Consider the following 21,008-nt stretch of genomic DNA (forward strand, 5'->3'; position numbering starts at 1 on the left):
CGCTTCATCGAACCGGGGTCTGACGGACCTGGGTCTGAGGCGGCGGGGCAACCTCGGCTGGGCGGCCGATGCGCGCCGCCACTCGACGCGCTGGAGTTGGTCCATGATCAGTATTGAGAACCTCGTCAAGCGGCACGGGGCGCGGGAGGTGCTTCACGGCGTGAGCCTGCAGGCCCGTCCGGGCCGCGTCACCGGATTCGTGGGCCCGAACGGCGCCGGGAAGTCCTCGACCCTGCGGTGTCTGCTGGGGCTGGACCGGGCCGACGGCGGGCGGGCACTCATCGGCGGACACCCCTACCGCGAGCTGCGCGAACCACTGCGCACAGTGGGGGCGGTGCTTGACGGCTCGGGCGCGCACCCCTCGCGCACGGCCCGCGGTCACCTGGGTTGGGTGGCTTCGGGCGCGGGTATCAGTCGGCGACGGGTGGCTGAGGTGCTCGATGTCGTCGGGCTGAGTGAGGCGGCCGGGCGGCGGGTGCGCACCTTCTCCCTGGGAATGGGGCAGCGGCTGGGGCTGGCGACGGCGCTGCTGGGCGACCCGGAGGTGCTCATCCTCGATGAGCCGGTCAACGGCCTGGACCCGGAGGGGATCCGGTGGATCCGCATGCTGCTGCGACATCGGGCCGACGCCGGGGGTACGGTCCTGCTGTCCAGTCATGTTCTGGCCGAGCTGGCTGAGGTGGCCGACGACGTCGTTGTCATCGCCGGCGGGCGGGTGCGGGCTGCTGGGACGCTGGAGGAGGTCGCGGAGGGTTACGCGAACCTGGAGGAGGCGTTCTTCTCGCTGACCGCCCCGACTGGGGGCGAGGCCGACGGGCGGGCCAGCACAGTCAGCCAGGCGCAGCACCAGAACGGGGGCCGAGCATGAGCACGGCAATAGCACTGGTGCGCTCCCTCAAGGCGGAGGTGCGCAAGACGGTGGGCCTTCCGGGGGCCTGGCTGGGGGCGGCGCTGGCGATCGTCCTGCCGCTCCTGATCGAGTACTACACGGATCATGACCTGGCGGCGCGGCTGGCGGCCGGTGACCCGGACGCGCCGGCGCGGCTGGGCGACGTCGGCGTCATCGGGCTGTACGTGGGGACGACGGGGATCGTGGTGCTGGCGGTCAGTGTTGTGGTCAGCGAGTACGCAAGTGATCCGCGCACGAGTGGGGCTTCCGGCGCTCCGCGACAGGTGGCGACGACGATGCTGGTGCAGCCGCGGCGCGGGGCGTCGGTGGCCGCGAAGCTGCTCGTGGTGCTGGGGGCTGCGACGGTGCTGCTGGCGACGGCGTGGGCGGGGACTTTCGCGCTGTGCCGGCACCTGCTGGGGTCGAGCGTGCCCTTCGAGCCGGTGCCGTGGTGGATGCTGACGGGGATCCTGACGTGGTGGGTGTTCTCGGCGATGGCGTCGATGGCGCTGGCGATGGCGACGCGCAGCGCGCTGGTGTCGATGACGGTCCTCGTCGCGATGTCGACGATGATCTCGCCGGGGGTGCTGCTCATCAGGTCTACGGATGCGGCCCGGTTCCTGCCGGACACGGCGGCGGTGCGGCTCATTGCGAGCCCGACGACGCTCAACTACGACCGGCTCGTTGAGCTGCTGTCGATCCCAATGGCGGCCGCCGTCTGCGCGGCGTGGGCGGGCGGTTGCGCGGCGGTGTGCTGCTGGGTGTGGATGAGGCGGGACGCGTGAGCGGGACCGGTGCGACCAGCAGGGTGAGGGCTGCCGCAGGGGCGGCGACCGTCTGGGGGCGTGCGCTGCGCGCGGAGCTGGTGAAGGTGGTGACGCTGCCGGCGATGTGGTGGTCGGCGGCGGTGGCGGGCGCGGCGGCGGCCGCCACAATGATGTCGGCCCTGCAGAACGTGGTGGATGGGCGGGGCTTCGGATTCGAGGAGGTCACTCCGGTGTGGGCACTGGCGGTGCAGATCGGCTTCGTGGCGGCCGGGGTGGCCGCGGCGGGCGGCGAGCACTCCACGGCGCAGGGCGTGACGAGTCTGCTGGTGACGCCGGCGCGGGGGCGGCTGGCGGTGGCGCGGCTCATGGTGCTGACCGGTACGGGACTGGTGGCGGCGAGCGTCCTGGCCGGGGCGAGCCTGGCGGCGTGTCCGACGATGTCGACGGCGGCGCTGTGGGCGGCCGGGAGGACGGTGGTCTGGTTGACGGCGGTGCTGCTGCTGGCGGCCGGGCTCGGTGCGGCGCTGCGCAGCGTCATCGGTGCGTCGACGGCGGCCGTGGTGCTGGTGATTCTGGCGCCGCAGCTGGCCGTGTTCCTGGGCGACGCCGCCCGCTGGTTCCCGGGCCAGGCGGCCCAGATCTGGCTGGCGGCGGGCGCATCGCAGGCGGACGTCACCTCTGCCGGACTCATCATCCTGGCCTGGACGGCGGCCGCCCAGACGGCCGGCATCGTCCGGCTGGTGCGGGCGGATGCGTGAGGATCGGGACGCCACGAGTACGAGTTCAGGCGCCGCCCATCAAAGCCAGGGGTGGGAGCGGGTGAGGACGCCCCCACCCCTGTCCCTTGCCGACTAAACCCAGATCACTCAGCATCGTTCCAGCGCGGTATACTTCCACCTAGTGTCCTGCAACCGCGGGCAGGCATACCCCATATCTCAGCTGCTCATTTCATGAGGAATGCCACCATGGACCGGCAAATTTTTACTCCTTCAGAGGAGCGAGATGCCCACTTCGCCGCCATGCAGTGGTTTGAGGGCCAGCAGATGAGTGGCCACGAACTCTTAACCCACAGGGAGTTAATGAATGGGTTCGCCTGGCATGGCCACCACTTCCGCCTCACTCATCAATCCCAAGGGATCTGGAAGCCGCAAGAATTTAAGGCCGCACTGACATTCAAGACCGCAGCCCCCACTCCCGGAAAAGAAGCGCTGTACGCCGATCGGATCGATGACAGCGGGTTACTTCGTTACAAGTTCTCAGATACGAAGAAGTGGGCGAACGACGCAATGAAGGTAGCCGCGCAGCGGAACTATCCTCTCGCCTGGCTGGTGGGAGTGAAGCCGACCTCATCAACACTGTTTTATTATGCTCGGTTCCCCGCCTACATCGTCGACATCGACGAACGCAACGCAGAGTTCATCATCGCCATCGATGAGACAATACCGGCCACCTCAGGCCTCAAGGATTCTGGACAAATTGAGAAGAAGTACGTTTCCAGGTGGACGAAGGCGCGCATCCACCAACACGACTTCAGGGAGTACGTACTCAGTGCCTACCAGATCTCTTGCGCAGTCTGCGATCTTCCGCACGCACAGCTCTTGGAAGCCTCACACATCATCGCCGATTCCAAGGAAGCCGGCGTCCCTGAGGTCAGCAATGGTTTGGCACTGTGTAGACTCCACCACACCGCCTACGACCGGCATCTCCTCGGCATCGACGCCGACCGCCGCATCCACGTGGCGACACGAGCAAAGCGCATCGAGACTATCCACCTGCAAACAGGCTTACTGAAATTTGAAGGCCGCTCCCTGAAGCATGTGCCAGCCTCCAAACAGATGCATCCTGATGGCGACCGTCTTGCTGAGCGCTTCAAAGAGTTCCTCCAGGCAGAGGAGCAGACAGTCGGGTAGACCCCGAAGCTTCCAGCAAGCTACATGTAACACCAGAGAATGGGCTCCCATACTTGGAGGAGCCCACCATGATCTATCCGCGAGACATCACGACTGAAGCCGAGGCGGCGGTGCTTGAACACGCTGATCGCCTCGCCGCCGTCATCGGCAAGCACTGGCACCCCACGAACGAGACCGCCCGAGACGACGTCATGCTGCTTGTCGCCGACCTCCTGCGCGCGCACGCCGAGACAGGGATTGAGATGCAGACTTGGCGAGCGGCGCTCGACGTCGTGATGGATCATCTCGCCGCCGAGCCGGAAGGCGCCGATCTACTCCACCGCCTCGGACGACCTGCTTGGTTCACCGTCATCGGCACAACCAAGGACGGTCAGCGAGAGCCCGTCGCCGTCCTGCCGGGCCGGCGTCGCCTGGAGGTGTGACCATCGGTGCCTGGACCACACAGGTTCAGGCACCAACCGCAGCTGACGCCGTGAGCGCGGTAGCCGGCAAACACTAACAGCTCACCTACCTGGCCACCTCTATCGATAACGACGCGCAGCCTCGCGAAGCTGTTCGGCGTACTGATAGATATCTTCTAGACGACCGATCTGGTGACGAGTCTCGGTTTTATGCTCGTCAAGCAGTCCAAGATACTTCTTGTTCTTCCCGTTGAAGTGGAAGCGGCATATTGGCTTGCGATTAGAATCGTCAACCAGCACACCGAAATAGCTCTTGGTGTCACGATCAATGACTCGTTCCAACGAAATTTCCGACACCACAATCGCACGAACAATCATGTATGCTTGCTTTTCCTCCTCGGTGGTAACAATTCCCGACTTCTTATCATCACCCTCAATCTCACCCCGAACATTATCTTCTTCACTTTCAGGTGACGCAGAAACGGTTTCACCGAGCGCATTCTTGAGCCGCTCATTCACCTGATCTGCAAGAAACTGCCTGCACGCCTTCTCGACAACCCCTTGAAAGAACTCCCTCATTTTCGCAGTCAATGCACCGTCATACACCCGACGCGCAAACAACTGCACAAAATCCGCATCCGGTTCACCGAAAGCCTTCGCAATCTCCGCCCTAGTAGAGGATACGTACTTGAGCTCCTCGGCTGCTGTTAGCACCGAATCTAGGTCAAATGTTGCCTTAGTCAGCTTCTTCAACTCGGGGAGAATATACGTATCTACATTTAGAAGATCCAGACGGAGGAATGGCTTGGAATCCATAATATTGGGCTTGTCCAGATCGGTGTAAAAATGCCAGTATCTCCCGTTAGTCAGGACCCCAATCCTAGCATTAGATACAGAGAAGTAACGAACTAGCTGATTAGCATGCTCAAGCGACAGCGGTTCACCAACCTTTTTGGCTTCAACAAGAATCTGTATGGTCTCCTCGCGCTTGATGGCATAGTCAATTTTTTCGGCCTTCCGGCTACCAACATCGGCGACAAATTCCGGCACAACTTCATCTGGATCAAATACATCATACCCTAAAACGCTCTGAATGAAGGGCATGATGATCGCATTTTTAGTGGCTTCTTCGGTCTCAAGCGAACCGGCGTAGTCTCGCACACGGTTTGCTATATTGAGCAACGCATCTTCGAATGACATGAGTCCTCACTGACTGCCTCGGAACAACAGCTTTGTCGACTCGACATCATATACCAACCACTTTCCTCCCTCCCGCAACATTCAACATACAACTCGAACTTGTTGCCATACTGTTATTTACGTATAGAACTCGAGACAAGAGCCTAAGTCGCGTTGAGAGGTCACACCAAAGATGGCATACCTTCTTCCGAACCAATCGAAAGCTTCGCTCACTTCCACTGACGCACCAACACAGTATGCGCATTTCGTTCAAACCGAGCGGGCCGCTTATCCAGTGATGTCGCAGCCCAACACATTTTGACCTGCAGAAATCACCAGAAGAGCACTGCCAAGCAGACATACCCACTTGCGCCTCCGCCACATCTACTATATGTACAGCCGCATTTTCATGCCCTCTCCTAAATGCGTGAAAGCACCCAGAATTCCGATACGACCATTCCGTCGTCAATCGTATTTCTACTCACAAGCTATGCCGTCGTTATCGCGGTCCAGCTCACGCCGGTAACCAGACTGCCCTCGATAGAGCGGCGCCACACCGGCATCACGAGCCGCCTTGCAGTTGCGGTAGTAGACACCACTCGAGTCGGCTTCCGATCGAGTCGGTTCCTCACCTGTACCAGACGAAGTACCGCCTCCGGAATTTTCCTCACTCGTCTCCGGCGTTGGCTCCGCAGTCGGTGCAACGGGAACTGCCGCCAGTGGGGCGGGAGCCTCCGTCGCTGGCACCGGTGACGGCGAGTAGACAACTGTTGGCACTGGCGACGGGCTGTAGACAACCGTGGGGACAGGGGTTGGTGAGTACACCACGATAGGCGCCGAGGCGGCCTTTGACTGAGCCGGAACATCATCCGACGCGCCAGCAGCACCAAACCCAGCCCCAAGAACGAACGTCACAACATAAGGGACAAGCTTCCTCAGATTTTTCCAGCGCGTCGGCGTCGGACTGTAGTAGTTAGGACCGGCATAGGAATATGCTGACGAAGGCGGAGGAGAAGGAGGAGGAGGTAGGTTCATGTCACCTCAAGTCACGAGAAGGGATCATCACAGCTAGTCGAGAAATTAAGACGCCTCGACAAACCCAACACCAATGAAACATCGAATAATCAAATCACACTGCAGCCTACAGTCGCCTCCAGAAGCACATAGAGTGCTTAGTCGCTATACGTCATTCCCGTTACACCCCGCTGACCACTGGAGTTTAAACGCATCCTGTTACTTCTGCCCTCTTGGCCCATCTCCACTCAACTCATGCCATCTCAGTTCACATAATGCGCACAAATTCCACACTTCTCATATTAGAACCCACCAACATCCCAATCTATGAGGCTTATTCGCAACATCCATCGAAGGTGCTGTGACCTGCGCGGATGCCGGCGTCGGCTAGTCCTGTGAATAAGCCTCTATGTGTTTTGTTAGCAGGGCTTTGACGCAGCTGACAAAACACATGAAGAAGCGGGTGGATAACTTTGTTGGCAACCCCGTCATAAACGGAAGGAGCCATTGACGCCTTACTTGATCTCGCAGGCGATGCCATCCCCGTCACGATCCAGCCCAGACCGATAGCCGGGTTCACCTTGGTACAAGGGAGCAGCGCCTGCTGCCCTCGCAGCCTTACAGTTGGGGTAGTACGTGCTCTCCTGCTTCTGCTCCGGCGCAGGCGCGGGAGCCGCCCCACCACCGCCGGCCTGCGGCTCCGCCTCCTGTGTCGGCTCCGCCTCTTGTGTCGGCTCGGACTCCTGCATGAGAGGCTGTAACGGAGGCTGCGTCGTCGGGGCCTGCGTCGTCGGAATCGGCGACGGCGTCGGCGTAGGGGTGGGACGCGGTGTCGGGGTCGAAGTGGGAGACGGAGTCGGAGTAGGTGACGGCGAAGCAGTCGCCGTCGGCGAAGGTGCCGGTGTCGGCGAGCCCGCATCGTCAGCCACGGACGGGACCCCGCACCCGGCCAGTCCGCCGCAGACCGCGATGGCCAGAACCGCAGATGCCGACCTCACCACCGTCCTCTGACGACCCGACATCAGCGCGGCCAGCTGGCTGGCACCAGCGCGGGCCGACAGCAAAGATCCAGGACAAACAAGTGAATTCTTCATGAGAACCTCGAATAGGAAAAGTGAAAGACAATGTGTTGTGCCACGTCATGCGCATAGCAATCGACATGACAGGACACGTGGAGATGAATTCCGTAGTAGCGAGAGCCGACATCGGCTCTCCGCAGCAACAACCAGGCCTTACCCCTTCTTGTCGCAGGCGATGCCGTCCTTATCCCGATCCAGCTCGGGCCGATACCCAGGATCACCCTTGTACATCGGCGCAGCACCAGCAGCCTTGGCGTCGTCACAGTTAGCGTAGAACTCCTTCTGGGGCTCCGGTGTCGACTCCGACTTCTTCTGAGACTCCGACTCGGAGTTCGCCCCTGACTTGGAGTCCTCCCCCGAATCCGAGCCACTGAACCAGCCGCTCCCCCCACGCGAGTCGTCTGTGGGCTCCGCAGCAGGCTCCCCACTGGACTCTTCGGCCGGCGCTTCCTCGGAGCCGGCGGAGCCACCACCGGCATCCTGCTGAGACTCGGCCGGCGCAGCCGACGACGCAGCATCACTGCTGGTACTGGACACGTCGTCACAGCCGGCGAGCCCGACGCCAAGAACCAGAGCAAGGAGCACAGGAGCCGACGCCCTCAGCAGCCCCCGCCGCCTCGACGTCGAAGAAGACACTGATAAAACAGACGAACGGGAAAATATGGGAGGAATAGGGGACAAAACGGGCACATTCACGAGAGCCTCGAGTCAGGAGAAGGGATGATGGGCGGCTAGCCGATAGAATTGAAGCACTCTAGGGGCAGCAATAACTCACGCAGCCATAAAATGCAATCAGATTGATACACGTATTTTTCACAGTTACTGGAAGTAGAAATTGAAGTACGACTGCTTGACAATTGTCCCTTATTTTTACACTTAGTGCGCAGTCTTCCAACCCCACAACAGCCGACCACACATGCGCTCAGGCAGCTCAGCGAGGCTTAGGAGTCAACCCGGAGTCTGACGAACCAGGGTCTGAGAGACGCACCGAGGCTCAGCCGCCGGGGCGATGTGGCTCGCGGGCCGGCCGCCCCACACTTCCGGCCATGAGCACCTCCCGCACGTCCCTGTCCCAGCAGACACCGGCCGCCTCCGGGGCACCAGATCCAGCGCCGTCGGACTCCGCTCCGGTCTCGACTCCGACCGCAAGCACCCGACCCGACCGACTGAGCACCATCGCGCTGGTCATCTTCACAAGCGTCTACGCCTTCTTCTTCCCCCTCCACCTCGGCCACTTTCTCATCCCCGGGGACGCCGGCCCCTCAACCGGCCTCGCGCTCTACGTCGCTCTCTTCGCCGTCGGCTGCGTCGCCTTCCGCCGCCCGCTGGCCCAGGCCGCCCGTCAGGTAGCGGCCCGTAAGCGGCGGGCCATCCTCACTCTCATCGTGGGCGGACTCGCCACCTTGGTGATCGAGCTCGTCGGCGGCCTGGCGTCCTCGGCCCTGCTCAACTTCGCCGGCCTGTCCGGAGCAACCCTGCAGAATGACGCCAGCGTTGGCGAAGTCACGCGGATGTTCCCGCCGATCATCATCGTCGTCGTGCTCGGGATCGTGGGGCCGATTGTGGAGGAGATGTTCTTCCGCCAGCTCCTCATTGGGCTCATCGAGCGTTTCGCGCCGACCTGGGTGGCTGTTGTCGTCTCCAGCGTTCTGTTCGGTGCGCTGCACATGCACTCGTTCGCGCTCTCCGAGGTACTGAGTGTCATCCCGCACGCCTTCTTCGGGCTCAGCTGCGGGCTGCTCTATGTCAAGACCGACCGCAACCTGCTCTACCCGGCGAGCATCCACTGCCTCAACAACCTCAGCGCCTTCCTGCCCCTCCTCCTGTACTGAAACGACTCCTCGCCACCTGGCCCGGACTGGCCCGGACGTTGCGGGAGCATAAGCGTTTGCGCCAACACTCTCGCAACACCGGCTTCGGTTGCCTTGTCCTCGACCGCTTCACTGCGGACGGCGCCCGACGCGCCACCTCAGCACCAGGACACAAGGAGGCGATACCGACCGCCACAATCAGGCCGAGCACCAGGAGCGGCATTCTCATCCATGACTTCCTGCCTTATTCCCTGCGGCTCGGCCCGGAGCCTCACCCTCCATCGAGAAGAACGGCTACTTCTCAAGCAGCAAGGCTCAGGCCCTCACAGCACACACTCTGCACCGCACAGATCGCCTGCGCGACGGAGCCCCGCTGCGAGACCGGAGTCAGGAGGTCGAGGTGAGCAAGGGCGGAGAACAGCAAGGCTGCCTTGTCGGGACCACACCCGCCCCGGGGGAGACGACACGTGCTTCAATCGAGGCATGGCAGTCGTCTCCCCCGTTCCGGTTCCGGGCCCCGTGCCCGGCGAGTCCGTCCTGACCGAGTCCGATGCCTCGCTGCTGTTCGGCGGGGCACGCACCGCCTACACCTTCACCGACGAACCGGTGACGGACGCCCAGCTGCGGGCGATCCACGAGCTGGCCAAGTGGGCGCCGACGGCGGTCAACGCCCAGCCGTTGCGGGTGGCGGCCGTGCGGTCCCCCGCCGCCCGGGAGCGGTTACTGCCCTGTCTTCCCAGCGGTAATCGCGAGCAGGCCGCAGGGGCGCCTCTCACCCTCGTCTGCGCAGCCGACCGGTCCTTCGCCGGGTCCCTGCCGCGGTTGCACCCGCGCGGCGAGCGCTACCAGCGGCTGCTGGAGGAGGGCGGGGCGGAGATGCGGGCGCGGTGGGCGCGCGCCTCAGCACTGATCCAGACGGCCTACGTCATTCAGGCGATTCGCGCCGTCGGGCTGGCAGCCGGCCCCATGAACGGAGACGACGCCGAGGCGTTGGCGACCGAGTTCTTCGCCGGTCAGGACGTGGAGGTGCTGCTGGTCATCAACGTCGGCCACCCGGGGCCAGACGCCTACCAGGAGCGCAACCCGCGTTTGCCCTTCGAGGAGGTCTATCAGGTGCTATGAGCCCAGCGGGTCGATCGCGCCCAGCCCTCGGGACCGGGCGGCGTCGGCCAGGCGGGCGTCATGAGTGAGAACCGTGACAGGGTGGCGAGGGTCGTCCAGCAGCGTCGCAGTCGCCAGGTGAATGGCATCGAGAGACTTCAGCTCACCAGTCAGGGTGCTGGCGCGCTCAATGACATCCGGGCCGATCTCGACGAGCTCCACCCCCGCGATGAACTCATCGACCACGCGGATATCGAAGTGCTCTCGATGCGCTGCCCGAGCCATCTCCACCGTGAGCAGACAGGAGGAGATCAGCCCCTCGGTGGCATGCGCATCCATGATGAGCCTTGCGGCCTCATCGGCTCCGGGCTGGCCGAGGAGGGAGAGCAGCGCCACCGAGGTGTCGAGGTAGATCACCTGTCCTCCTCGCGCTCACCGAGGAGGAACTGCTCCAGGTCGAAGTCCTCAGGCACCCCCCACCGCCTGGCGGGCAGCGCCCAGTCGTCTGCGGCTCGACGGACCTTGCCCTCACGGACCATCCGCCCGTACCAGGTCTCGTCATCACGGATCGGGACGATCTGGGCGATCGGGCGGCCGCGGTCGGTGACCGTCACAGGCACACCAGTGAACTCGACCTCACGGTAGACCCGCCCGGCCTGCTGATTGACCTCCCGCAGTCCAACAGTCCTGCTCCCCGGAGAAACCGGCACACCCGCTGCACTCATGACACGAGAATACGACAAATGTTCTACATATACTACTTTGTGGCAGTGGGGGCGGAAGCGGGGTTGAAGGCTCGAGGTGCAGCGTCGCCCCTCTCGCTTACGGCCGGACGATCGAGCTGTCCTCACTGACGTAGGCGACCGCGAGCCGCTGCGTCCAGGCCATCTGGCCGACAATCTTGACCAGCGCGTTCGCGTCCGACCAGCCGACACTGATGTAGATGTAGTCGGTGCCGATGGTGTAGTCGGCGACCGGCAGCCCTTCGACCTCCCGCTCCTCCCGCTCCGCCTCGCTCAGCGCGTCGGGGCCGTTGTACGGCGGGAAGGCGCGGATGAGGTCGCGGTAGATGGACCTGATCGCCGGGGTGGAGCCGTCGATGGTGCTGAAGTCGCGCGGCCCGTCCCACTGGGCGACCATCTGCTTCCACCACCGGGGGAAGTCCTCATCGGTCGCGCAGTCCGGCTCGAAGATCAGGAGGTCGTAGCTCATGCCCCGAGGCTAGGAGTGCGCCCCGTCACCAACCATGGACACCGCTCCCCACTGCGATCCCCGACGGCGACCCACCGCCTCCGCTGGGAGGTGGCGGGCCGCCGTCGGGAACCGGGACGCAGTGCTCAGAGCACGTAGGGGTCGTTCATCGGGTCGGTCAGGGTGGTCGGGTCAGCCACGTTCGTGTCACGGCCGGCCGGGCCAAGGTTCGCAGCCGAGGCCGGGGCGGCAGGCGACGTCGGGACATCGAGCTCGACGTTGGCGCGGTTGCGCGCGAGCCACAGCTCGTAGGAGTCGGCGGTGGCGCCGTCGAGGTCCACGCTGTCGATGTCGATGCCCAGCGCCTGGGCCACGCCACGGCCGTAGTCGGGGTCCGCGTGGTAGCAGTTGAAGATGTGGCGGTGCTTGATCTGCAGGGTCGAGTCCCCCATGGCTCGGGCGGTGTTCTCGCACAGGACGAGCTGCTGCTCGGGTGTCATGGCGCGCCAGAGCATGCCGGGCTGGGTGTAGTAGTCGTGGTCGTCCTCGCGGAAGTCGTACATGGCGACGTCACCTCCGGCCTGGACGGGCTCGGAGAACTCGCGCGAGTCCCGCCAGTTGCCGTAGGAGTTGGGCTCGTAGGCGTTCTGGGACCCGGCGTTGCCGTCCACCCGCATGGCGCCGTCGCGGTGGAAGCCGTGGGGGCAGGCGACGCCACGCGGGGAGTTGACCGGAATCTGGTGGTGGTTGACGCCGAGGCGATAGCGCTGGGCGTCACCGTAGGAGAAGAGGCGGGCCTGGAGCATCCTGTCCGGCGAGTAGCCGATGCCGGGCACGATGTTCTGGGGTGTGAAGCCGGCCTGCTCGACGTCCTGGAAGTAGTTGTCGGGGTTCCTGTTGAGCTCGAGGACACCGACCTCCTGGAAGGGGAAGTCCGCCTTGGGCCACATCTTCGTCAGGTCGAAGGGGTTGAAGTCGGTCAGGGCCTCGGCCTGCTCGACGGTCATGGTCTGGACGTACATGGTCCAGCGGGGGTACTGGCCCTTCTCGATGGACTCGTACAGATCACGCTGGTTGGACTCGCGGTCCTGGGCGATGACGGTGGCGGCCTCCTGGTCCGTGAGGTTGGCGAGACCCTGCTGGGAGCGGAAGTGGAACTTCACCCAGGTGCGCACGCCCTCGGCGTTGATGAAGGAGTAGGCGTGCGAGGAGAAGCCGTGCATGTAGCGGTAGGACAGCGGGATGCCGCGGTCGGACATGGTGATGGTCACCTGGAGGAGCGACTCGGGCAGGCTGGTCCAGAAGTCCCAGTTGGTGTTGGGGCTGCGCAGGTTGGTGCGGGGGTCGCGCTTGACGGCGTGGTTGAGGTCGATGAATTTCTTCCCGTCACGGAAGAAGAAGACGGGGGTGTTGTTGCCGACGACGTCCCAGTTGCCCTCGGAGGTGAAGAACCGCATGGCGAAGCCGCGAATGTCGCGCTCGGCGTCGGCGGCCCCGCGTTCGCCGGCGACGGTGGAGAAGCGCATGAAGAGCTCGCACTGGTTGCCCTCGGCGGAGAAGATCGCGGCGCGGGTGAGCTCGGGGATGGCGCGGGTGACGGTGAAGGTGCCCCAGGCGCCTGAGCCCTTGGCGTGCATGCGGCGCTCGGGGATGACCTCACGGTTGAAGTGGGCGTGCTTCTCCAGCAGCCAGGCGTCCTGGAGGGCGACGGGGCCGCGGGGCCCGGCGGTCATGGAGTCCTGGTTGTTGTGGACGGGCGAGCCGTTGGCCATCGTCATACGGCCCTGACCGACGGCGTTGTTGCGGCTGGGCAGGTGCTCGCCGAGGCCGGCGCGGGACATGGGGCAGCCGGCGGGAGCACTGTCCTGAGAGGTCTCGGGCAGGTTGGTGTCGTTCATGGGTATCTCCTTGCTCGGCCAGCGGGCCGGGGTGTCGCAAGGCGCGAGGTGCGCCTGAGCCGGTCGGGGCGCCGTGGGTACCGCTGACCGCTGTCAGCCGCGACGACGAGATGACCGCCCGTCAGCAACCATAGTCGAACAATAAGGAAATGTCTCAGTAGTTGCTCCACTGAATGGGATCACTAATGTGTAGGCGGGTGCCGGCCGCCGCACTCACGCGGTTGGATTCACCTCGTGGCGTGCTGGACGACGTAGTCCACCCGGAGGCTGGAGGCGGGCTGCACCAGTTGTTCCGGTGGTCGCACGATCGCGTCGTCGTCGCTGACGTACGCCACGGCGAGCCGGTGCGTCCACGCGAGCTCGCTGACGGTCGTCACCAACGCATTGGCGGCCGACCAGCTGACACCGACGTATACCAGGTCTTCACCGATGGTGTAGTCGGCGACCGGCAGCCCCTGGGCGAGACGCGCATCGACCTCGTCATCACTCAACGCGTCAGGGCCGTTGAACGGAGGGAAAGTTCGGACGAGGTCGCGATAGAAGGACCTGATCGCCGGCGTGGCGCGCTCAATGCTGTCATAGTGACGCGGCTCCTCCCACTGGGAAACCCGATCCCACCACTGGGGAAAACCCTCATCCGTGACCGCGTCCGGCTCGAAGATCAGGATGTCGTAGCTCATGCTTCGAGGCTAGTAACGACAGCATCGATAGCGAAGAGAAACCGGGTAGATAAAGATCACTCTCGACGGATTCAATATCGGTAGATCTAAACCAAAACTCCTCAGCACCCCAGTCAACCCAAGCACCTATGCACACGCAATGTACTCTCCAGCAGATTAACAACAATCAACTCATCCCCCAACATAAAAGAGTTTGGCTGACCATTCTTCTCGTCAACACTTCGAGACAGCTCGCAACGAACGTGCTCATAAAGCTCAGAACTTCGACTGCGCTTCTTTAAATCCAACAAGAACGCCCGAAAAGCATCACTGACTTCACTCTTGACCCCCTCTTTAGATGAGATGAATTCATTAACAGCACACCCTCGGGTTAACCACTGAACCTGGGTGACGACAAAGGCCTCCACCAGAACTTCGGGAACAAGAGCAACCCAAGGAAACCCTAGAACTACAGTGCGCTGACAAAGCTCCACAGTTCTGATTATATTTTGCAACCCGCTCAGCAGTCCCGCTACATCGAGTTTATTTAAATTCTCATGACATAACCCGCACATCTCGGAATATTCCTCTAATTTCTTCAGCAACTCCAACCTACCTTTTTCGACGGTGTTGACCCAGCCCACAATCCCCCTGACGAACGATGCCACTACTGCGCACAACGAGAGCATCAAAGTCAACTTGACTCCCTGCTCGATAGTGACATTCTTGAAGACATCGATAATTTGCTTAATTTCCGCTTCACTATCGGCCGCAACGACTCGCTCGCACAGAGTTTTAAGAACCTCTCTGTTTTCAACAACACTTTGACCAAGAGCTGCTGAAACCAGCATTACCGCCATACCGAATCCCACAGACCTCACTGAATAACTTCGAATGAACTTCATACACCAAACCCTCAGAACATACTCACGCTCACGCCCTGGGACATAAATAAAGTACGCGGCAAGTGTTGCCACACACAACAACATACCCAAAATAAACAGAGTTAACCCCAACGAGCCAAGGTCGACCAAACCTCCAAAACTATCCTGCATGGACTTATCCTTGGAAAAAAATTCTTAAACTCCCGAAACAATGCCACATAACCAACGACAGTGACCATGAATAAAAACCAGTACATACAGGAAAATGATACATCGCAAATTCGTTGGAAGCAGTCACTGATTCGCCGAATCCATCCTTCCATTTTCCGGAACTCTCGCCACCATCCTTCCCAAGCCCGATGCGAACCGTCCTCTCTGTGTTGGATCGGAGAGCCTGAAGATACGACAGGCAGAGACCCGGCGCTCACGTCATGACGCAGACCCTTACCTCTATTAGATTGAAACTGCATTCGATCCAGAATAGCTAGCACCTGCTTCTTGCGTGACGGAGGCTCGCACACCACGCCTTCAGTTCCAGTATTTTTACTCATAAAACTATGATAACATGACACATTCGTGACACTTGGGTCGCACAGGATTTACATATCGACAGTGTCCTTAATTACGACACAAACAATGTGCTTCCTAGTTATCAGATCGGTCTCGCGAAATCCTCGATACTGCAATAGTTCAGACCAGAAGTTGCAAGCCAAAAACACCCCAAGCCCATGTATGCGCGGAATTGACATACCGAGGGCTCGCAATTCACACTAGCCATCATATGGGACGGCACGTCGTCAACGTTCAGCATTCACTCAAGGGCGGCAGATTTTACCGACACCCCTGCACTACACTGCTTACAGACAAGAACTTATATCAAATTTGCTTACAATCGAACATCGGCACAGAATGCGGAATGAAATCATTCTCACCTTGGCATTCGTAAGTGAGGAACTTCTCCGAGTCAGTCCAGACCAGGAGAGTGAAGAATGGACTCGTCACGTGTAGGCTTCCACAGTGCTCCTGATCTTGCCTCAACGCTCGTCAGGAGTTCCTCCTCAGGCGCCGATCTATACGATCAGCAAGTTCTCTGTTCCAAGTATTACGCCGGACGGTAGGTGAAGCGGTCCCAGCCCAGGGCCTCGATGCGCTCGGCCATGCGCTCGCACGTCCCGTCCCAGCCGGGTGCCACGACGTCGAATTCGCCGCTCGTCCCCTCGGAGCGGGCCTGCTGGAGGGCGTAGACCCGCGCCCCCGCCGCGTGCACCCGCCGGGCCACCTCGACGGTGTCGTCGGCTGTCACGTCTCCGGGCACCACGGTGGTGCGCACCTCGAAGTCCGGCCCGCCACGGCCGGCCGCCTCGATGAGCACCTCGAGGCTCTCCCAGGCCTTCGTGGCCGCGTTCGCCCGGCCGACCACCTGCCCGTAGTGCTCGGGCAGGGCCTTGATGTCCAGCCCCACCCAGTCGACGAGCCCGGCCTCGATCATGTCTCGCAGCCGCCGCGGGTAGGGCCCTGCCGTGTGCACCCCCACCTGGAAGCCCATGTCGATGACCTCGCGGGCGGCGTCGGCCAGGGCGTCCTGGCGCAGAGCCTCACCGCCAGTGAGCACGACGCCGTCGAGCAGCCTGCGCCGGCGGCGCAGCAGGGCGCGCACCTCCTCCCAGGCCACCTGGCCGGGCGTGCGGGTGGGGATGAGGTCCCGGTTGTGGCAGTAGAAGCAGTTCCAGGGGCAGCCCTGCAGGAAGACGGTCGCGGTCAGGTGGTCGGGCCAGTCGACCGTGCTCATGGGGACGAGCCCGGCGATCACCAGAGCATCAGCAGGGCAGGACAACCGGAATCACATCTCCTCAGCCTCAAGCATCGAGGCCGAGCGCCGCCGTGATCTCATCAAGGCGCCGCGTCTTGATCTCACCGCGCCGCGCCGCCTCTGCTTCCGCCTTCAACGCGTACGCGTACTCCAAGTCATCGATGTAGGACTCGACGGCCTCACGCACGTAGAACGTTGCCGAACGACCAGTCTGGCTCCCGAGGTCATCGAGCCGACGCTTGAGATCCTCTGGCAGCCGTACGCTCAGAACTGCAGTAGACATGTTTACAGCATAAGTGCCAGCCATTCTCTTCACAACTATCACGGACATGGAGTCCAGACATCCCCGAGACAAGGCGTCGGGGCGTCCACCACAGAAACGATGGACGCCCCGGCGCTTCGGTGACCCATTCACGAGCAAGCCTCGGGACGTCACCGGCCATAGACAACCGAGCGGTGGCCAACATCGAGCGCGAGGACCACACAGCGCTCGTCTTGGATGTCGATGATCACCCGGTAGTCCCCGACCCGGAGCCGGAACATCCCCGCGAGTGGTCCCGTCATCGGCTTCAGGAAGTCCCGTGGATCGTCAGCCCCCTGGATTTCCCGCAGCTTGTCGAACACACGCTTCCTGACGCTGTGGTCAAGTCGCTTCACCGCCTTCTCGGCGCGAGGCGTGAACTCAACGCTCCAGTCCGCCACCTACCCTCCTTTCCTTCTTCGTCGCGGATCCTCAGGCGCTGACCGCGCTCAGGCGCGAGACGGCCGGGCCGTGGCCGCCGGCGGCGACCTCGGTGAACATCTGCCGCTCGGCGTACTCGCCCTTCTTGCCGATGTTGAAGGAGCGCACCGGGCGGAAGTAGCCCATGACGCGCGTCCACACCTCGCACTCGACCGGCTCGGCCTCAGGATGAAGCTCGGCGCACTTGTCGCAGGTGAGGTGCTCGCCTGCCAGGTACCCGTGGACCGGGCAGATGGAGAAGGTCGGCGTGATGGTGATGTAGGGCGTGCGGAAGGCGGTCAGGGAGCGGCGCACGAGCTCCTTGCAGGCGGCGGCCGAGGAGATGCGCTCGTTCATGTACAGGTGCAGGACGGTGCCGCCGGTGTACTTGGTCTGGAGCTCCTCCTGCATCTCCTGGGCCTCGAAGGGGTCATCGGTGTAGCCCACCGGGATCTGGGAGGAGTTCGTGTAGTAGGGGTTGGTCTCCGTACCGGCCTGGAGGATGCCGGGGTAGCGCTTGCGGTCCTCCTTGGCGAAACGGTAGGTGGTGCCCTCGGCCGGGGTGGCCTCGAGGTTGTAGAGGTGGCCGGTGGCCTCCTGGAACTCGACCATCTTGTCGCGCACGTGGTCCAGGAGGCGCACGCACATGGCGTGGCCGCGCGGATCGGTCAGGTCGTAGGCGTCGTGGGTGAAGTTGCGGACCATCTCGTTCATGCCGTTGACGCCCAGGGTGGAGAAGTGGTTGTCCAGGGTGCCCAGGTACCGCTTGGTGAAGGGGAACAGGCCGGCGTCGATGTGGTGCTGGATGACGGTGCGCTTGAGCTCCAGGGTGTCGCGGCCGATCTCGAGCAGCTCGTCGAGCCGGGCGGTCAGGGCGGCTTCGTCGTCGGCGTAGAGGTAGCCGAGCCGGGCCATGTTGATGGTGACGACACCGACCGAGCCGGTCTGCTCAGCCGAGCCGAACAGGCCGTTGCCGCGCTTGAGCAGCTCGCGCAGGTCGAGCTGGAGACGGCAGCACATGGAGCGGATCATCCCGGGGTCGAGCTCGGAGTTGATGAAGTTCTGGAAGTAGGGCAGGCCGTACTTCGCGGTCATGGTGAACAGCAGCTCGGTGTTGGGGGCGTCCCAGTCGAAATCGCGGGTGATGTTGTAGGTGGGGATGGGGAAGGTGAAGACGCGGCCCTCGGCGTCACCCTCGGTCATGACCTCCATGAAGGCACGGTTGATGAGGTCCATCTCCGCCTGGAGGTCGCCGTAGGCGAAGTCGCAGACGTCGTCGCCGATGAGGGGGTGCTCGTCGGCCAGATCCGCGGGGCAGGTCCAGTCGAAGGTGAGGTTGGTGAACGGCGTCTGGGTGCCCCAGCGCGAGGGGACGTTGAGGTTGAAGATGAGCTCCTGCATGCACTGCTTGACCTGCTCGTAGGTCATGTCGTCCAGGCGGACGAAGGGCGCCATGTAGGTGTCGAAGGAGGAGAAGGCCTGGGCGCCGGCCCACTCGTTCTGAAGCGTGCCCAGGAAGTTGACGATCTGCCCGACCGCCGAGGAGAAGTGCTTGGCGGGGCCGGCGGCGATGGCGCCGGGGACGCCGTTGAAGCCCTGCTGGAGGAGGTCCTTGAGGGACCAGCCGGCGCAGTAGCCGGCGAACATGTCCAGGTCGTGGATGTGGAGGTCCGCGTTGCGGTGGGCCTGGCCGGCGACGGCCGGGTAGACCTGGCTGAGCCAGTAGTTGGCGACGACCTTGCCGGAGGTGTTGAGCATCATCCCACCCAGCGAGTAGCCCTGGTTGGCGTTGGCGTTGACGCGCCAGTCGGAACGGTCCAGATACTCGGTGATGGTGGCGATGGCGTCCACGGTGGGGCGCTCGCCACGGGCGACGGCTGAGTCGGCCGAGCCGGGGGCCACGAGGCGCGGGTCGGTGGCGGGGGTGGCGGTTGAGGTGGAGGTGGCGGTGGCGACCGGAGCCGAGGCCGGGCCATCGAGGGGGCTCGGGGCAGCAGTGTCAGCGGGGGCGGGGTGGTTCTCGAGCACAGGTCTCTCCGATGGTCCTTCTCGTTCCTGTTCACGGCCCCACCGAGCATGGATGGGGCCGGTTCTTCCGGGTGCCGTCAGCGGCTGCACACTGCCTGCTGGGAGCGGGGCGGTCAGCGGCACCGGTGCCGACCATACTCCCAAATCACACCGATGAGACACATCATCTTGTGTCTTAATTGTATCTCAACCACAACATCTTGCGATAGAGGTGAGGACTTTTGTCCCGATAGGTGACGCCTTCCCGCGCGATCTCGCGGATGCCGTCGGAACTGGAACGCGAGCCGACAGGACCGCCCAGAGAGGACATATGAGGTCCAGATCACTCCTGCCCGGCGTGTTGGAACGAGGTCGGGAGCGCGCCCCTCATCCCTACGCGCGATCGCTCTGCGCACGATCCACGTGCCCCGGCATCGTTGCCGCCGGCCGCCTGTCATCCCCGACGAAGAGGCATCACCGGAGCTGCGGAAGACCCTTTCGAGGGGCTCTGTGTCCAAATCTGTGACAAAGAGGCCCGAACAACTTTTGCTGAGCAACAGAAACCGCGGAATCATGCGGTTTTACCTGGCGCGCTCTGTGCCCGTCGCCGCCTTTGTCACAGATTTGGACACTCCCCACCGCTCCAAGGCCCTCTGCACGTCCGGAACGACCTGATGCGCATAGACGTCCTTCCTCGTGAAGCGCAGCGGTAGGAAGCCGCGGGCGACAAGCCGGCGGTCGCGCCAGCGGTCGAGGCCGAACTGGTACTCGTCGCAGTGGTAGGTGTAGCCGTCGAGCTCCACGACCACCCATCCCTCGATCACCAGGTCCACCTCGCCGACGCCCTCGATCTCCCCCCCGTCCTCGAAGCTCAGGCCTGCAAGCCTCAAGGTCCATTCGCGCCAGCGTCTCCAACGGGGAACGGGCCCGGTCACTGGCGCGATCGAGCCGAGCGAGCGCCCGAGCCGAGCCGGGGCCGCGCAGCAGGCCGCGAACCTGCTCAGCAGTGACCCGCTCATCGTGAAGTGCTGCGTCAAGAGCGATGAGCGGAGAGTCGTCCTGGACGTGGCAGCGCAGGAAACGAGCCAGCACCTCAGGGAGCGGCTGAACCGGGTAAGAGGATGGCGATATACGAGTCCAGTACCGGTCTGCATGGAGCACCTCCCGCCCGGCAGTCGAGAATCGCCTGCCGGGCGTAACCACAAGATGAACCTGCTCGGCCCCTTGGGCCACGGGAAGCCCGTAGTAGCGCATAGCGGCCTGGCAGGTGAGGAGCCCTCCATGAATGCGCGCCAGAACAACGGCGCGCTCAGCACCCGGGATACCGACAACCCCATGCTCATAGGCAATGAACTCACCGGCCCTCACGAGTGAGGCGATGTGACGGCGCTGGGTGCGAGTCGGCTCCAGGTCCCGAACGCGCACAGCGCCGTAGCAGCCACGAACAACGGCGAGCAGGTCTGTGCCCAAGGTGCTCATGGAGCCCATTGCCGCCCGCTTGCGGAGTAGGCGCAACCCGGCCGCCGTCACTCTGTGGACAGCTGGAGCATCCGTCAGCCTGTGGCCTCCGGGGCCCATCGAAGTGTCACCGATGTCGTGACACAGAACTGTCACCCATGTCCCGAGACGCAACACCCCAGTAGCCAAGGCATGGAGGCTTATTCACAGCATCCGTCAAAAGTGCTGT

Annotated in this window: 23 protein-coding genes; 8 read left to right on the plus strand and 15 right to left on the minus strand. The window is 62.8% G+C overall.

All coding sequences use genetic code 11. From position 1 onward, the window contains the following. Positions 1-103 precede the first annotated feature (103 nt). The 5 genes from HMPREF2883_RS01155 to HMPREF2883_RS01175 all read left to right on the plus strand — a co-directional run bounded on the left by HMPREF2883_RS01155 (position 104) and on the right by HMPREF2883_RS01175 (position 3,988). Positions 104-868, plus strand: coding sequence for an ABC transporter ATP-binding protein (locus tag HMPREF2883_RS01155; protein WP_070658404.1), 765 nt, complete (start codon positions 104-106; stop codon positions 866-868). Next, a complete protein-coding gene (locus HMPREF2883_RS01160; protein WP_070658406.1) occupies positions 865-1,674 on the plus strand; it encodes an ABC transporter in 810 nt (269 codons plus the stop codon). Before HMPREF2883_RS01155 ends, HMPREF2883_RS01160 begins: the two co-directional genes overlap by 4 nt. Then, positions 1,671-2,414 (plus strand): cupin, encoded by a 744-nt coding sequence (locus HMPREF2883_RS01165; RefSeq protein ID WP_070658408.1) that lies wholly within the window; start codon positions 1,671-1,673, stop codon positions 2,412-2,414. The genes HMPREF2883_RS01160 and HMPREF2883_RS01165 overlap by 4 nt, the downstream gene beginning before the upstream one ends. Positions 2,415-2,621: 207 nt before the next feature. Beyond that, positions 2,622-3,566 (plus strand): HNH endonuclease, encoded by a 945-nt coding sequence (locus HMPREF2883_RS01170; protein WP_070658411.1) that lies wholly within the window; start codon positions 2,622-2,624, stop codon positions 3,564-3,566. A gap of 68 nt (positions 3,567-3,634) precedes the next feature. Then, positions 3,635-3,988 carry a hypothetical protein gene (locus HMPREF2883_RS01175; protein WP_256277265.1) on the plus strand — a complete coding sequence of 118 codons (354 nt, stop codon included), beginning with the start codon at positions 3,635-3,637 and terminating at the stop codon, positions 3,986-3,988. A gap of 99 nt (positions 3,989-4,087) precedes the next feature. Here HMPREF2883_RS01175 and HMPREF2883_RS01180 read toward each other — a convergent pair whose 3' ends face one another. The 3 genes from HMPREF2883_RS01180 to HMPREF2883_RS01185 all read right to left on the minus strand — a co-directional run bounded on the left by HMPREF2883_RS01180 (position 4,088) and on the right by HMPREF2883_RS01185 (position 6,909). After that, positions 4,088-5,167 (minus strand): type I restriction enzyme HsdR N-terminal domain-containing protein, encoded by a 1,080-nt coding sequence (locus tag HMPREF2883_RS01180; RefSeq protein ID WP_070658412.1) that lies wholly within the window; start codon positions 5,165-5,167, stop codon positions 4,088-4,090. Positions 5,168-5,623: 456 nt separating this feature from the next. After that, positions 5,624-6,181 (minus strand): excalibur calcium-binding domain-containing protein, encoded by a 558-nt coding sequence (locus tag HMPREF2883_RS13820; RefSeq protein ID WP_081384599.1) that lies wholly within the window; start codon positions 6,179-6,181, stop codon positions 5,624-5,626. A 494-nt stretch (positions 6,182-6,675) separates the two neighbouring features. After that, positions 6,676-6,909: an excalibur calcium-binding domain-containing protein gene (locus HMPREF2883_RS01185; protein ID WP_070658414.1), complete on the minus strand. Its 234-nt coding sequence runs from the start codon at positions 6,907-6,909 to the stop codon at positions 6,676-6,678. Between HMPREF2883_RS01185 and HMPREF2883_RS13825 the strand changes: the two genes are divergently transcribed. Further along, positions 6,908-7,171 carry a hypothetical protein gene (locus HMPREF2883_RS13825; protein WP_081384598.1) on the plus strand — a complete coding sequence of 88 codons (264 nt, stop codon included), beginning with the start codon at positions 6,908-6,910 and terminating at the stop codon, positions 7,169-7,171. The genes HMPREF2883_RS01185 and HMPREF2883_RS13825 overlap by 2 nt on opposite strands. 221 nt (positions 7,172-7,392) lie before the next feature. On the opposite strand, the gene HMPREF2883_RS01190 is transcribed toward HMPREF2883_RS13825, so the two are convergent. Beyond that, positions 7,393-7,824 carry an excalibur calcium-binding domain-containing protein gene (locus HMPREF2883_RS01190; protein ID WP_070658416.1) on the minus strand — a complete coding sequence of 144 codons (432 nt, stop codon included), beginning with the start codon at positions 7,822-7,824 and terminating at the stop codon, positions 7,393-7,395. 461 nt (positions 7,825-8,285) lie between these two features. Between HMPREF2883_RS01190 and HMPREF2883_RS01195 the strand changes: the two genes are divergently transcribed. Next, positions 8,286-9,071, plus strand: coding sequence for a CPBP family intramembrane glutamic endopeptidase (locus HMPREF2883_RS01195; protein ID WP_070658418.1), 786 nt, complete (start codon positions 8,286-8,288; stop codon positions 9,069-9,071). A 462-nt stretch (positions 9,072-9,533) separates the two neighbouring features. Then, a complete protein-coding gene (locus tag HMPREF2883_RS01200) occupies positions 9,534-10,172 on the plus strand; it encodes a malonic semialdehyde reductase (RefSeq protein ID WP_070658421.1) in 639 nt (212 codons plus the stop codon). Here HMPREF2883_RS01200 and HMPREF2883_RS01205 read toward each other — a convergent pair. The 11 genes from HMPREF2883_RS01205 to HMPREF2883_RS15365 form a co-directional block, all read right to left on the minus strand. Then, positions 10,167-10,568: a PIN domain-containing protein gene (locus HMPREF2883_RS01205; protein ID WP_070658423.1), complete on the minus strand. Its 402-nt coding sequence runs from the start codon at positions 10,566-10,568 to the stop codon at positions 10,167-10,169. The two genes, HMPREF2883_RS01200 and HMPREF2883_RS01205, sit on opposite strands and share 6 nt — an antisense overlap. Next, positions 10,565-10,876: a type II toxin-antitoxin system Phd/YefM family antitoxin gene (locus HMPREF2883_RS01210; protein ID WP_070658425.1), complete on the minus strand. Its 312-nt coding sequence runs from the start codon at positions 10,874-10,876 to the stop codon at positions 10,565-10,567. The genes HMPREF2883_RS01205 and HMPREF2883_RS01210 overlap by 4 nt, the downstream gene beginning before the upstream one ends. A gap of 97 nt (positions 10,877-10,973) precedes the next feature. Beyond that, a complete protein-coding gene (locus HMPREF2883_RS01215) occupies positions 10,974-11,363 on the minus strand; it encodes a hypothetical protein (protein ID WP_070658427.1) in 390 nt (129 codons plus the stop codon). Positions 11,364-11,488: 125 nt separating this feature from the next. Then, positions 11,489-13,120 (minus strand): catalase, encoded by a 1,632-nt coding sequence (locus tag HMPREF2883_RS01220; protein WP_256277270.1) that lies wholly within the window; start codon positions 13,118-13,120, stop codon positions 11,489-11,491. A 347-nt stretch (positions 13,121-13,467) separates the two neighbouring features. Beyond that, a complete protein-coding gene (locus tag HMPREF2883_RS01225) occupies positions 13,468-13,920 on the minus strand; it encodes a hypothetical protein (protein ID WP_070658431.1) in 453 nt (150 codons plus the stop codon). Positions 13,921-14,033: 113 nt separating this feature from the next. Then, on the minus strand, positions 14,034-14,954 hold the full coding sequence (locus HMPREF2883_RS14540) for a hypothetical protein (protein ID WP_141758979.1): 921 nt from the start codon (positions 14,952-14,954) through the stop codon (positions 14,034-14,036). 931 nt (positions 14,955-15,885) lie between these two features. Next, positions 15,886-16,617: an anaerobic ribonucleoside-triphosphate reductase activating protein gene (locus tag HMPREF2883_RS01230; protein ID WP_256277266.1), complete on the minus strand. Its 732-nt coding sequence runs from the start codon at positions 16,615-16,617 to the stop codon at positions 15,886-15,888. Between the two features lie 22 nt (positions 16,618-16,639). Then, complete coding sequence (locus tag HMPREF2883_RS01235) at positions 16,640-16,876, minus strand: type II toxin-antitoxin system RelB family antitoxin (protein ID WP_070658461.1); 237 nt, start codon at positions 16,874-16,876, stop codon at positions 16,640-16,642. 149 nt (positions 16,877-17,025) lie between these two features. Next, on the minus strand, positions 17,026-17,295 hold the full coding sequence (locus HMPREF2883_RS01240) for a type II toxin-antitoxin system RelE family toxin (protein ID WP_070658433.1): 270 nt from the start codon (positions 17,293-17,295) through the stop codon (positions 17,026-17,028). A gap of 31 nt (positions 17,296-17,326) precedes the next feature. Beyond that, on the minus strand, positions 17,327-19,342 hold the full coding sequence (locus HMPREF2883_RS01245) for a ribonucleoside triphosphate reductase (protein ID WP_371080169.1): 2,016 nt from the start codon (positions 19,340-19,342) through the stop codon (positions 17,327-17,329). 560 nt (positions 19,343-19,902) lie between these two features. Then, a complete protein-coding gene (locus HMPREF2883_RS15365; RefSeq protein ID WP_256277267.1) occupies positions 19,903-20,211 on the minus strand; it encodes an endonuclease domain-containing protein in 309 nt (102 codons plus the stop codon). Positions 20,212-21,008 lie beyond the last annotated feature (797 nt).

Origin of the sequence: Actinomyces sp. HMSC075C01 (assembly GCF_001812965.1) — a bacterium.
GTDB lineage: Bacteria > Actinomycetota > Actinomycetes > Actinomycetales > Actinomycetaceae > Actinomyces > Actinomyces acetigenes.

What these genes read in the sequence shown, in the direction of transcription:
- HMPREF2883_RS01155 (WP_070658404.1), top strand. Translation starts at nt 104, where the DNA reads ATGATCAGTATTGAGAACCTCGTCAAGCGGCACGGGGCGCGGGAGGTG.
- HMPREF2883_RS01160 (WP_070658406.1), top strand. Translation starts at nt 865, where the DNA reads ATGAGCACGGCAATAGCACTGGTGCGCTCCCTCAAGGCGGAGGTGCGC.
- HMPREF2883_RS01170 (WP_070658411.1), top strand. Translation starts at nt 2,622, where the DNA reads ATGGACCGGCAAATTTTTACTCCTTCAGAGGAGCGAGATGCCCACTTC.
- HMPREF2883_RS01175 (WP_256277265.1), top strand. Translation starts at nt 3,635, where the DNA reads ATGATCTATCCGCGAGACATCACGACTGAAGCCGAGGCGGCGGTGCTT.
- HMPREF2883_RS01180 (WP_070658412.1), bottom strand. Translation starts at nt 5,167, where the DNA reads ATGTCATTCGAAGATGCGTTGCTCAATATAGCAAACCGTGTGCGAGAC.
- HMPREF2883_RS13820 (WP_081384599.1), bottom strand. Translation starts at nt 6,181, where the DNA reads ATGAACCTACCTCCTCCTCCTTCTCCTCCGCCTTCGTCAGCATATTCC.
- HMPREF2883_RS13825 (WP_081384598.1), top strand. Translation starts at nt 6,908, where the DNA reads ATGAGAGGCTGTAACGGAGGCTGCGTCGTCGGGGCCTGCGTCGTCGGA.
- HMPREF2883_RS01185 (WP_070658414.1), bottom strand. Translation starts at nt 6,909, where the DNA reads ATGCAGGAGTCCGAGCCGACACAAGAGGCGGAGCCGACACAGGAGGCG.
- HMPREF2883_RS01195 (WP_070658418.1), top strand. Translation starts at nt 8,286, where the DNA reads ATGAGCACCTCCCGCACGTCCCTGTCCCAGCAGACACCGGCCGCCTCC.
- HMPREF2883_RS01200 (WP_070658421.1), top strand. Translation starts at nt 9,534, where the DNA reads ATGGCAGTCGTCTCCCCCGTTCCGGTTCCGGGCCCCGTGCCCGGCGAG.
- HMPREF2883_RS01210 (WP_070658425.1), bottom strand. Translation starts at nt 10,876, where the DNA reads ATGAGTGCAGCGGGTGTGCCGGTTTCTCCGGGGAGCAGGACTGTTGGA.
- HMPREF2883_RS01215 (WP_070658427.1), bottom strand. Translation starts at nt 11,363, where the DNA reads ATGAGCTACGACCTCCTGATCTTCGAGCCGGACTGCGCGACCGATGAG.
- HMPREF2883_RS01220 (WP_256277270.1), bottom strand. Translation starts at nt 13,120, where the DNA reads ATGACGATGGCCAACGGCTCGCCCGTCCACAACAACCAGGACTCCATG.
- HMPREF2883_RS01225 (WP_070658431.1), bottom strand. Translation starts at nt 13,920, where the DNA reads ATGAGCTACGACATCCTGATCTTCGAGCCGGACGCGGTCACGGATGAG.
- HMPREF2883_RS14540 (WP_141758979.1), bottom strand. Translation starts at nt 14,954, where the DNA reads ATGCAGGATAGTTTTGGAGGTTTGGTCGACCTTGGCTCGTTGGGGTTA.
- HMPREF2883_RS01235 (WP_070658461.1), bottom strand. Translation starts at nt 16,876, where the DNA reads ATGTCTACTGCAGTTCTGAGCGTACGGCTGCCAGAGGATCTCAAGCGT.